Here is a 10,614-nt window from a genome sequence, read left to right as displayed (position 1 = left end):
GGGGGGGGCCCCGGCGGGTCCCCGAACCCCCGCGAGGGCCCCCCGGGGGGGGCGTGTCCGGGGGGAGCGCGGACGTCGGGGGGTTTGGGGGGGGGGGTCTAACCCCCCCCCCCCCACGACGACCCGTAACCGGAGGCACCGTCATGTCCATCACCACCGTCCTCACCGTCGACGGCATGAGCTGCGGCCACTGCGAGAGGACCGTCAGCGCCGGGCTCGCCGCCATCCCCGGGGTCACCGAGGTCGTCGCGGACGCGCCGAGCGGACGGGTCACCGTGGCCTCCGCCCAGCCGCTGGAGACGTCGGCGGTCCGCAGTGTGGTGGACGGGGCCGGCTTCACCCTCGTCGACGAGATCTGACCCCGGACGGGCCGGGGCCCGCCGTCCTGCTACGGCGGGCCCCACCAGGCTCAGCCCATGCTCTTCGCGCCGTCCAGCGACTCGCGGACGATGTCGGCGTGGCCCGCGTGCTGGGCGGTCTCCGCGATGACGTGCAGCAGCACCCGGCGGGCCGACCACTCGGCGTCCGCCTCGAACCAGGGCGCCTTCGGCAGCGGCTGGGTCGCGTCCAGGTCCGGCAGGGTGGCCACCAGCTCGTCCGTCCGGCGGGCCACCTCGGCGTACTCCGCGAGCACCCCGGCCAGCGTCTCGCCCGGCAGGAGCCGGAACTCGTCGGCGCGGCGGGCGAAGTCGGCCTCGGTCATGGCGGAGAAGTCGGGCATCGCGGACGGGCCCTCCACGATGAACTCCGCCCACAGCCGCTCCACCGTGGTCACGTGCTTGACCAGACCGCCCAGGCACAGCTCGCTCGCACAGGTCCGCAGGCCGGCCTGCTCGTCGGTGAGGTCGCGGGTGGTGAAGCGCAGGAAGTGCCGCTGCTTCTCCAGCGCGACCAGGAGGTCGGCGCGCTCGCCGGTGACGGGGGCGGTGGCGTCGGGGGTGGTGGTCGTGGTCATGGCTCTGGCCTTCCGTTCGGGTCCTGCTCGGGTCCTGCTCCCTCGGACGAGAACCACGTTACGGAGCATTGCGGCCACTTCCTGTCCTGAATTGCGGCCAGAATCGGGACATGGCGAACACCAGCACCCGGACCCTGCGACTGCTCTCCCTGCTCCAGACCCACCGGTACTGGCCCGGCGAGGAACTCGCCGACCGGCTCGGCGTCTCCGTCCGCACCCTGCGCCGCGACATCGACCGGCTGCGCGACCTCGGCTACCCCGTCGAGGCCCAGCGCGGCGTCGAGGGCGGCTACCAGCTGGCCGCGGGTGCGGCGCTGCCCCCGCTGGTCATCGACGACGAGGAGGCGGTCGCCCTCGCGGTCGGACTCCAGGCGGCGGCCGACAGCCCGGTGGAGGGGGTCGCCGAGGCCTCCGTCCGGGTCCTGGCCAAGGTCGTGCAGGTGATGCCGGGCCGGCTGCGCCGCCGGGTCGAGGCGCTGCGCGCCGTCACCGTCCCCGTCGACTGGGGCACCGCCCCCGCCTCCCGCGTCGACCCCGACGCCCTCACCGCCGTCGCCCTGGCCTGCCGGGACGACGAACGGATCCGCTTCTCGTACACCGCCGCCTCCGCGCGGCGCACCGAGCGGCACGTCGAGCCGCACCGGCTGGTCTGCCTCGACCGGCGCTGGTACCTGGTCGCCTACGACCTCGACCGCGGCGACTGGCGGACCTTCCGCCTCGACCGCCTCACCGCCGCCGAGGCCACCGGCGCCCGCTTCGCGCCCCGCACCCTCCCGGCCGCCGACGCCGCCGAGTTCGTCCGCGCGGGCCTCAGCGCCATGCCCCGCCCCAACCGCGTCGAGGCCCTGGTGGAGGCGCCCGCCGACCGCGTCCGCGCCCACGTCGGCCGCTGGGGCGACGTCGAGGCGGTGGACGCCACCCGCTGCCGCCTACGGATGACCGCCGACTCCCTGGACTGGCCCGCCATGGCCCTGGGCTCCCTCGGCGCCGAGTTCCAGGTCGTCCACCCGCCGGAGCTGCGGACCCTCATCGCGGAATGGTCCACCCGCTTCGGCCGGGCAGCGGAAGGAGGCGCGGAGGAGTAGGAAGTCGGCCCGATCGACTTTCGGTGCGGGATTGTCGGTGTGGTGGTTCATGCTGCCAGGCGTGAACGAGGACGAGTTCTGGCGGCTCATCGAGGAGTGTCGACCGGCCTGGCCCGACCCCGATGCGGAACGGCTCGCTGCCGCGCTGGAGGGGCGGCTGACGGCCGCCGGGCTGCCCGCCTGCATCGGGTTCGCCGAACAGCTGGCCACCGTCCTGTACCGGCTCGATCGCCGGGAGTACGGCGTCGACCTGTCGGGCGATGCATTCCTGTACACCCGCGCGGCCGTCGTCGCCGCAGGCCGGGCCGAGTACGAGGCCGTGCTGGGCGACCCGGCCCGGTTCCACCCGTACGCCAGCGACCTCGTCTGGGCCGAGCCCCTGCTGCACGTCCCCGACCGGGCCCACCGGCGCCTCACCGGGCGCGAGTGGGGGCGCTCCACGCGCCACAGCTACGAGTCGTTCTCGAACGCTGAGGGCTGGGCCGGCCGTTGAGCCACGGAACAGGAAGTCGGCCGGGTCGACTTCCTGTGTGGGGTGGGGCTGTGGTGGGGTGGTCCTCCCGTGGGGTGGGGCTGGAACGGCCGGGCTTCGTACGGTCGTTACGCCGGCCGGGGGTGGATGGGGGTGGGTGTGGGGCGGGTCAGGGTGTGGCGGGTCAGGAGGGTGTTCCGGGAGGCGGACCACAGGTACGTGCGGGCGGCGGAGCTGAGGCTGGAGGGGGTGTTCCAGCTCCTCACCCTGTCGGGGTGGCGGCGGGCTCGGCGGCTGCCGCTCGTACGTCGGCAGTGGCTGCGGGCGGTGGAGGAGGATGCGGACCTGGCGCTGACGGCGCTCGCCGACGCGGTGGTGGACGGGTTGGACGTGGCGACCGGCGAGTTCGTCGACGAGGCGCTGGCCCGGTGGGTCCGTTCCGGGCGGCAGGGCCGTTTGCAGCGAGGTGCCTACGAACGGTTGCGGGAGGCCCTGGCCACGACCGGCCGGTCGCTGGCCGCCCGGCTGACCGACCTGTACCGGGGGGAACCGGCGCTTCGGGAGCACCGCAGTGCCCCGGAGGTGCGCGACATGCTGATGGAGTACCACCCGGAGCACCCGCCGATGGAGCTGCTGATGGCGGTGGGCCCGCTGGGTTCGGAGGCGGACTGGTGGTGCGATCTCGGGTACCGGGCGGTCGAGGACGGTGACCTGGAGCTGGCCGGCCGGCACTTCGCCCGGTCGCACGACCTCGGTTGTCCGCACGTGCGGAAGCGGGTGGTGTACCTCGCTCTGCTGCGGGTGGCGGAGGTCGGCGACCGGGTGCAGGTGCGCGACGCCCTCAGGACGGCCCGTGAGCTGCATCCCGCCCTCGACCACGAGCAGTTGTTCTACCTGGACTGCCGGGCCGTCCTCGCCGGTGCGGAGCCGGACGTGGCGGCGATGGTGCGGTTGCGGGTGGACCGCCCCGACCTGCGTCAGCTGTGGCTGGCCCAGCACTTCCTCCGGGTCGGGAACCCCGTCGTGGCCCGGGCCAGGTTGCGTTCGTGCGTGCGGAAGGCCGGGAAGCTGACCCAGGACCGGTACTGGCACCTGGACAGGCGTGACGACGATCCCGATCCGTCCGACGTCCTGCGCACGGCCAAGGCCCAACTGGCCCGGCAGGACGGGCGTCGCCAGGACGGGCGTGAGGCGGCGGGCCCGGACGCGCGCCTGCTGCCGTCGGTGCACCGGTTCGACCCGGGCTATCTGCACGAGGCGCCGCCGGAGCCGTAGTGGCGGCGGGCCGCCGCCACTACGGGGCGATGGACTCGATGGTGGCGCGCAGGCGTCCGAGTACGGCGGGGAGTTCGGGCAGCGGGGGGTTGGCGAGGGCGAGGCGGATGGCGTTGGGGTGGTGGGGGCCGGTGGCGAAGGCGTCGGCGGTGGAGACGAGGATGCCCTCGGCGGCGAGCAGGGCGGCGACCCGGTCGGGGCGCTGGTGGGGTTCCAGGGTGAGCCACTGGATGTAGGAGGCGGGGTGGGCGGTGACGGCGAGGCCGGCCAGGGCGGTGCGGGCGAGCCGTTGGCGCTCGGCGGCGTCGGCGCGGCGCCGGGCTTCGAGGCGGGTGACGGTGCTGTCGGCGAGCCAGCCGGTGGCGAGGGCGGTGATCAGGCCGGGGGCGCCCCAGGCGGCGGCGCGCAGCTGGGTGGTGGCGGCGCGCAGGTGGCGGTCGGGGAGGACGGCGAAGCCGAACCGCAGGCCGGGGGCGACGTTCTTGGACAGGCCGGCGACGTAGCAGGTGCGGTCGGGGGCGAGGGCGTGCAGCGGCGGGGGCGGTGAGGCCTCCAGGAAGGCGTAGGTGCCGTCCTCGATCAGGGTGCAGTCGTGGGCGGCGGCGAGGGCCGTGAGGCGTTGCCGCTGGCCGTGGTCGAGCACCCAGCCGAGCGGGTTGTGGACGGTCGGGACGGTGTAGACCGCGCGGACCGGGCGGTTGCGGCAGAGCCGGTCGAGGGCGTCGAGGTCGGGCCCGGTGGGGGTGACGGGCACGGGGGCGAGGTCCAGTCCGTGCGCGGCGGCGAGGAGTTTGACGCCCGGGTAGCTGAGCGCGTCGACGGCGAGGACGTCGCCGGGGCGGGTGAGGGTGCGCAGGACGCAGTCGAGGGCCTGCTGGGCGCCGCTGGTGAGCAGGACGTTGTCGGGGGCGGTGTCGACGCCGCGGTCCAGCAGGTAGCGGGCGACGGTCGCCCGGTCGTGCCGGTGGCCGCCGGGCGGGTGCTGGCGCAGCAGGGCCTCGGCGTCGCCGGAGGAGGCGAGGGTGCGCAGCGCCCGGCGCAGCTGGTCGCCCTGGTCGGGGGCGAGCGGCTGGTTGAAGGAGAGGTCGGCGGTGCGGGGCACCGGGAGGACGCGGGAGGGTTCGAGGCCGTCGTAGCCGGAGCGGACCCGGACGAAGGTGCCGCGGCCCTGCTCGCCCACGACCAGCCCGGCGGCGCCGAGTTCGGCGTAGACGCGGGTGGCGGTGGCGAGCGCGATGCCGCGGTCGCGGGCGAGGGCGCGGTGGGTCGGCAGCCGGGTGCCGGCGGGCAGGGCGCCGGAGCGGATCGCGGCGGCGTACTCGTCGACGACGGCCTTGTAGGAGGGAGGTCGCACGGGGGCCTGCCGTTCCGTGGTCCGAAGGCGTGGGCGGGGGAGGGGGAAGTGTATCCAGGACAATTACTGGATTGTCCTGGACCACCTTTCCTAGCCTCGCTCGGGCAGTGACCGAAGCGACCACGTCGAAAGGGAACCAGCGGCCATGACCGTCCACAGCGAGCGGGACCAGCACGTCGTCACCCTCACCATCGACCGGGAGAAGAAGCTCAACGCCCTCGACTACCCGACGATCGACGCGCTGCTCGCCGCACTCGACCGGATCGACGCCGACGACAGCGTCCGCGCCGTCATCCTGACCGGGGCCGGGCAGCGGGCGTTCAGCGCGGGCGCGGACATCCCGTCGCTGGCGGCCAGCATCGCGGGCGGGCCGGAGCGGGCGCTGCGCGAGTTCGTCCGCCGCGGCCACACCCTGACCCGGCGGATCGAGGAGTTCCCCAAGCCGGTCATCGTCGCGGTCAACGGGCTGGCGTACGGCGGGGGTTGCGAGCTCACCGAGGCGGCGCCGCTGGCGATCGCGGCGGAGCACGCCAGCTTCGCCAAGCCGGAGATCGCGCTCGGCTTCCCGCCGCCCTTCGGCGGCTCGCAGCGGCTGCCGCGCCACGTGGGCCGCAAGCGCGGCCTGGAGCTGATCCTCACCGGGGACCCGGTCCCGGCCGCCCGGGCGGCCGAGCTGGGCCTGGTCAACGCGGTCGTCCCGGCCGGCGAACTGCTCGACGAGGCACGGGACCTGGCGGACCGCATCATCCGGTACGCGCCGACCGCGGTGGCCGCCTGCCTGCGGGCGGTCACCCGCGGGATCAACCTGCCGATCGACGAGGGCCTCGCGGTGGAGGCGGCGGCCTTCGCCGCCACCGTGCCGACGGACGGTGTGCGGGACGGGATCCGGCGGTTCCTCGACCGGACCTGAGGCCGGATATTCGCTTGGCCGACGGTGGCGGGCCGGGCGATCATGGCGGGATGTCCGATCTGTTCGAGCGGGTAGCCGCCTTCCACGTCGCCTTCGCCCGCCGCCAGGCGGCCGAGGTCATCGAACTGCCGGAGTTCCCAGGGGTCTTCGCCGTACGGAACCCCGAGTTCGTGCGCTCCCACGAGCACAACCAGCTGATCGTCACCGGGCCGGGCACCGACCCGGCGGCCCTGCCGGGGCTGGCGGCGCGCTGGCTCGGGCAGCGCCGGCAGTACGCGATCACCGTGCTGGACGAGGCGTGGGGCGAGCGGGCCGCGCCGGTACTGGCCGGGGCCGGGTACGCGCGCAGCGCCGTGGTGGTCATGGCCAGGGGCACGGCGGGCTGCGCACTGCCCGAACCGGCCGCCCTGCCGACGGAGTTCGCCGAACTGCGGGAGCCCGTGCTGCGGCAGCAGCGGGAGTGGTACGAGGAGGCGGAGCTGCTCCGCCAGCTCACCGACCGCCGACCGGCCAGGCGGCGCGGCGCCGAGCAGGTGCACTTCCTGGCGGCCCGGGCGGCGGACGGCGAGGTGGCCGCCTGGGTCGACCTCTACCTCGAACCGGCCGCCGGGCTGGCGCAGTTGGAGGACCTGGTCACCGCGATCCCGCACCGCGGGGCCGGTCACGGGGACACCCTGCTGGCCAGCGGCCTGGCCCTGGCGGCGGCGGCCGGGATCCCGCGGCTGTTCCTGTTCGCGGACGCGGTCGACTGGCCGCGCACGTGGTACGCGCGCCGGGGCTTCGTCGAGATCGGCCGCAACCTGTCCTTCCAGACGAGCTGACGACCGGGGGACAGGCGATTGGACGGTGACCTGAACACGGAGCGGGCCCTGCCCCGTGACCTGATGGCCGTCGACACCCCGGCGCTGCTGCGACTGGAGGAGCGCGCCGTGGATCTCGGCCTCTCCCAGCGGCTGGACCCGGCGTGGCTGAGGGCGCACGCGGCGCCCGACGGGCGGCACTACCTGCGGGCGGCGCTGTGGCACGGGCTGTCCCACCGTCCCGAACTGCCGGCCCGGTTGCGCTGCGAGCTGGTGCTGGAACTGCGGACCGGCGAGCAGGTGCTGAGCCTGCTGGACGTCCTGCCCGAGGAGTTCGCGCGGCTGTCGGCGGTGACGTCCCGCGACGAGGGCCTGCCGGTGGCCCGTCTCCTGGGCGGCGGCGGGCTGCGGTCGGTCAGGGAGTACTCGGGCGGGGAGTAGCCGGCCGGGGCGCGGGCGGCGTACGACGAGGGGCCGCGGGGCTGACCGGCCCGGCCGCCGCCCGCCCGCAGTGGTCGGCGACGGTGTCCGCGAAGGCCCGGGCGAGCGGTCCCAGGGTGAGCCACTCGCGCGCGGCCCAGCCGACGGTGAGGCCCGGGAGGTCGGGCAGCGGGACCAGCCGGAGCCCGGGGTGGCCGGGGCCCTGCCACTCGGGGAGCGCGGGGACGACGGCGTGGCCGAGGCCGAGTTCGGCGAGCAGGATGGCCGTGTCCCAGTCGGTGACGCTGGTGTCGAAGACCGGGCGGATGCCCGACTTGCCGAGCCAGTCGTCCAGTTGGGAGCGGGAGACCGAGTTCTGCGGCAGCCCGATGAGCCGGGCGTCCTGGAGGTCGGCGGGTTCGATGCGCTCCCGGGCGGCGAGCGGGTCGGCGGCCGCCACGGCGAGCACCCACGGCAGGTCGGCGACGGGACGCTGCTCGATGCCGCGGACGGGCGTGCCCAGGGTGATCCAGGCCAGGTCGACCTGGCCGGCGGTGAGCGCGTCCAGACAGCTGCGGCTGGAGACGCCGGTCTGGAACTCCAGGCTGACCTGCGGGAACCGTTCGCGGAAGTCGACCACGGCGGCGGACATGAAGTGCCGGATGCTGGTGGCGCCGGTGGTGATCCGCACCGATCCGCCCTCGCCGCGGGCGAGTTCGGCGATGGTGCGCAGCGCGTGGTCGATGCCGCCCAGTCCGTTGGCCACGGCGGTCTGCAGGTGGCGTCCGGCCTGGGTGGGCACCACGCCGCGCGGGTGCCGATCGATCAGGGTGAGGCCCAGCTCGCGCTCCAGCCGCTTCACGTGCTGGCTGACGGCGGACTGGCTGCACGCCAGGTCGCGGGCGACGGCGCTGAGCGAGCCGGCCCGGCAGACGGCGGCGAAGACGCGGAGGTCGTCGAGGGTCACGAACGCCCAGGGTACTGCCGGGTCCGGGACGGCACGAGAAGGGGCCCGACCCAAGCCCGACCTTGGAAGTTCCCCAGGAAATCAGCGGATTGACTTGGAAGTCCGGCAGCCTCGATCATCGACGGCAGGGCCCGCAGGAGGGCGGCAACCCGCCCGCTGCCTTCGCGGCGCTCCGGACGCGTAGAGGCGGGGGCGGGGCGGGTGCCGACCCGTAGGTACCCGCGGGCCCACGGTCACGTCGGGCAGTGGAGGGGAACGGAACATGCGGTACGCCGATGGTCCCGGTACGGACTGCGAGGTGTTCGTCCGGGCGGAGGTGGAGCGGGTCTGGGCGCTGGTCACCGACATCGCGCTGCCCGCCCGGCACAGCCCGGAGCTCCAGCGGACCGCCTGGCTGGACGGCGCGGCCGGCGCGGACGGCCCCGCGCCGGGCGCCCGCTTCGAGGGGTACAACCGCCGGGCGGGCATGCCCGATTGGCGGACGGTCTCCGAGGTGGTGGAGCTGGTCGAGCACCGCGCCTTCGCCTGGGCCGTCCTGGACGTGGACGGCCGCTTCGGCACCCCGGTGACGGACGCGACCGGTGCGCTGGCCCGGTGGCGCTTCGAGCTGCGCCCCGAGGACGGCGGTACCCGGGTGCGGCACTCGGTGCTGCTCGGCCCGGGCCGCAGCGGGGTCACCCGGGCCATCGACGCCCGGCCGGAGGCCGAGGAGAAGATCGTCGCCTTCCGCCTGGGGGAGCTGCGGACCGGGATGACGGCGACGCTGGAGGGCATCAAGTCGGCGGCCGAGAGCGTGGGTTGAGGTGTCGGAGCTGGAACGTACGGAGCTTGAGCGTGCGCTGGACCCCGACGGGCTGCTCGCGGAGGTCCGGGCCTCGGCGGCACGCCTGTGCGCGGACCTGGCGCCGCTGACCGACCGGCAGGCCCGTGAGCCCTCGCTGCTCCCCGGCTGGAGCCGGGGCCATCTGCTCACCCACCTCGCCCGCAGCGCCGACGCCTACCGCTGGATGCTCGCCCTGGCCCGTACCGGCCGCGCCCCCGGGCCGCGCGCCGACGCCGCCGAGCTGGACCGGCAACTGCGCGCGGGCGCGGGGCGCGCCGCCGGAGCGCTGACCGCCGACCTGCGGGACAGCCTGGACGGGCTGCTGCGGGACGCGGCCGAGCTGCCCGCCGGGCGCCGGGACGTCCTGGTCCCGGCGTTGGCGGGCTGGCGGCACCCGGCCTGGTACCTGCTGTGGCGGGCCTGGCGGGAGCTGGAGGTGCACGCGGTCGACCTGGGCCTCGGCCGCGGGCCGGCCGACTGGCCCGCGGCGTTCGTCCGGGCGGCCCTGGCCGAGACGGCCGCGGCCCTGGCCGTACGGGCGGTGCCGCTGGCCCGGGTGGAGGCCGAGGACCTCGGCCTCGGCTGGGCGATCGGCGGGACGGGCCCGGTGGTGAGCGGCCCCGGGCACGCGCTGCTCGCCTGGTTCGCCGGGCGCGGCCCGCTGGCGGCCCTGCGGGTGGACGGCGGGTTGCCGGCGCCCGCGGTGCTGCCGGCCTGGCCGTTGCCGCCGGTGCCCGGCTGGGGGTGAGGTCCGCTCAGGAGGCGGAGGCGGAGGCGCGGGCGCGGGCGGGGGCGTCGGAGGGCGGTGCCCGGCATCAGCACGGGTGATGCCGGTGACCGGCCAGGGGCTGTTCGGGACGGGCCCGGAGGAGCGGAACGGCGTACGGCGGGGTCGACCGATCGGTTGATCCCGCCGTACGCCGTTCACCAGGAGAGTGGGTAGCGGACCGGGTGTCCGCCGATCCGGCCCGGCAGCAGGCCGACGGCGACCAGCAGGGTGGTGGCCAGGACGAGCAGCGGCAGGAAGGGCACGGGGTGCGGGGCTTGCAGGACCACGATGACGGCGGTGGCCGCCGCGGGGGAGTGCGAGAGGTGGGTGAGCAGCATCGCGCCGAGCGCCAGTCCGGCGGCGATCGCCGCGCCCCAGGCGGTGCTGCCGGTGACGGCCAGGGTGGCGTAGCCGAGCGTGGCGGACAGCAGCTGGCCGCCGATCAGGTTGCGCGGCTGGGAGATCGGCAGCCCGGGTGCGCCGTGCACCAGTGCGGCGCTGGCCGCCAGGGGCGGGATCAGCAGCGGCTGGTGGAGCAGCACGCCGATCCCGACCAGCACGAGCAGGGCGCCGACGGCGTAGACGGAGTCCCGCAGCACGTGCAGCGGGTGCGGCCGCGGGCGGGCGCCGGTGGCGGGCGGTATGCCGGGGGCGGGCGGTGGGGACGGCGGGGCGGGCATGTGCGGGTGGCTCCGGGTGGAAGACGGGGGACCCGCCGATGATAAACAGACTGTTGAAGGAGAGGTAGGACGTTTTGCCTGCTGGGCACATTGTCGAGACGGGA

General features: G+C 75.5%; 13 protein-coding genes. 9 read left to right on the top strand and 4 right to left on the bottom strand.

All coding sequences use genetic code 11. From position 1 onward, the window contains the following. Positions 1-143 precede the first annotated feature (143 nt). The gene (locus ACFXOZ_RS34225) at positions 144-359 is read left to right on the top strand and encodes a heavy-metal-associated domain-containing protein (protein ID WP_380527657.1); all 216 of its coding nucleotides are present in this window, start codon (positions 144-146) and stop codon (positions 357-359) included. Positions 360-409: 50 nt separating this feature from the next. Here the strand turns inward: ACFXOZ_RS34225 and ACFXOZ_RS34220 are convergent, their stop codons facing one another. Further along, complete coding sequence (locus tag ACFXOZ_RS34220; protein WP_375886020.1) at positions 410-955, bottom strand: DinB family protein; 546 nt, start codon at positions 953-955, stop codon at positions 410-412. A gap of 110 nt (positions 956-1,065) precedes the next feature. Between ACFXOZ_RS34220 and ACFXOZ_RS34215 the strand changes: the two genes are divergently transcribed. From ACFXOZ_RS34215 to ACFXOZ_RS34205, 3 genes are all read left to right on the top strand, one after another. Continuing rightward, positions 1,066-2,040: a helix-turn-helix transcriptional regulator gene (locus tag ACFXOZ_RS34215; RefSeq protein WP_380593806.1), complete on the top strand. Its 975-nt coding sequence runs from the start codon at positions 1,066-1,068 to the stop codon at positions 2,038-2,040. 61 nt (positions 2,041-2,101) lie between these two features. Then, positions 2,102-2,533: a DUF4240 domain-containing protein gene (locus ACFXOZ_RS34210; RefSeq protein WP_380527653.1), complete on the top strand. Its 432-nt coding sequence runs from the start codon at positions 2,102-2,104 to the stop codon at positions 2,531-2,533. A 228-nt stretch (positions 2,534-2,761) separates the two neighbouring features. Next, positions 2,762-3,787: a hypothetical protein gene (locus ACFXOZ_RS34205; RefSeq protein WP_380593804.1), complete on the top strand. Its 1,026-nt coding sequence runs from the start codon at positions 2,762-2,764 to the stop codon at positions 3,785-3,787. A gap of 19 nt (positions 3,788-3,806) precedes the next feature. On the opposite strand, the gene ACFXOZ_RS34200 is transcribed toward ACFXOZ_RS34205, so the two are convergent. Further along, entirely contained in the window at positions 3,807-5,141 is a 1,335-nt protein-coding gene (locus ACFXOZ_RS34200) for a PLP-dependent aminotransferase family protein (RefSeq protein WP_380593802.1), read from the bottom strand. A gap of 145 nt (positions 5,142-5,286) precedes the next feature. On the opposite strand from ACFXOZ_RS34200, the gene ACFXOZ_RS34195 reads away from it, so the two are divergent. Genes ACFXOZ_RS34195 through ACFXOZ_RS34185 form a run of 3 tightly spaced genes read left to right on the top strand, consistent with a single transcriptional unit; the run spans position 5,287 to position 7,292 of the window. Then, positions 5,287-6,051 (top strand): crotonase/enoyl-CoA hydratase family protein, encoded by a 765-nt coding sequence (locus ACFXOZ_RS34195; RefSeq protein WP_375886029.1) that lies wholly within the window; start codon positions 5,287-5,289, stop codon positions 6,049-6,051. A 50-nt stretch (positions 6,052-6,101) separates the two neighbouring features. Continuing rightward, complete coding sequence (locus ACFXOZ_RS34190; protein ID WP_380527647.1) at positions 6,102-6,872, top strand: GNAT family N-acetyltransferase; 771 nt, start codon at positions 6,102-6,104, stop codon at positions 6,870-6,872. Positions 6,873-6,890: 18 nt separating this feature from the next. Further along, complete coding sequence (locus tag ACFXOZ_RS34185) at positions 6,891-7,292, top strand: hypothetical protein (protein WP_380527645.1); 402 nt, start codon at positions 6,891-6,893, stop codon at positions 7,290-7,292. On the opposite strand, the gene ACFXOZ_RS34180 is transcribed toward ACFXOZ_RS34185, so the two are convergent. Further along, positions 7,267-8,238 carry a LysR family transcriptional regulator gene (locus tag ACFXOZ_RS34180; protein WP_380593800.1) on the bottom strand — a complete coding sequence of 324 codons (972 nt, stop codon included), beginning with the start codon at positions 8,236-8,238 and terminating at the stop codon, positions 7,267-7,269. The two genes, ACFXOZ_RS34185 and ACFXOZ_RS34180, sit on opposite strands and share 26 nt — an antisense overlap. 262 nt (positions 8,239-8,500) lie before the next feature. On the opposite strand from ACFXOZ_RS34180, the gene ACFXOZ_RS34175 reads away from it, so the two are divergent. Both ACFXOZ_RS34175 and ACFXOZ_RS34170 read left to right on the top strand, forming a co-directional pair. Further along, complete coding sequence (locus ACFXOZ_RS34175) at positions 8,501-9,040, top strand: SRPBCC family protein (RefSeq protein ID WP_375886039.1); 540 nt, start codon at positions 8,501-8,503, stop codon at positions 9,038-9,040. 1 nt (position 9,041) lies between these two features. After that, on the top strand, positions 9,042-9,809 hold the full coding sequence (locus ACFXOZ_RS34170) for a maleylpyruvate isomerase family mycothiol-dependent enzyme (protein WP_380593798.1): 768 nt from the start codon (positions 9,042-9,044) through the stop codon (positions 9,807-9,809). 176 nt (positions 9,810-9,985) lie between these two features. Here the strand turns inward: ACFXOZ_RS34170 and ACFXOZ_RS34165 are convergent, their stop codons facing one another. After that, the gene (locus ACFXOZ_RS34165; protein WP_380524778.1) at positions 9,986-10,510 is read right to left on the bottom strand and encodes an HPP family protein; all 525 of its coding nucleotides are present in this window, start codon (positions 10,508-10,510) and stop codon (positions 9,986-9,988) included. Positions 10,511-10,614 lie beyond the last annotated feature (104 nt).

The sequence above is a fragment of the Kitasatospora sp. NPDC059160 genome (genome assembly GCF_042755465.1).
Taxonomy (GTDB): domain Bacteria; phylum Actinomycetota; class Actinomycetes; order Streptomycetales; family Streptomycetaceae; genus Kitasatospora.
Note: the sequence above shows the minus strand (reverse complement) of the source record. Positions and strands in the feature narration are given on the sequence as shown.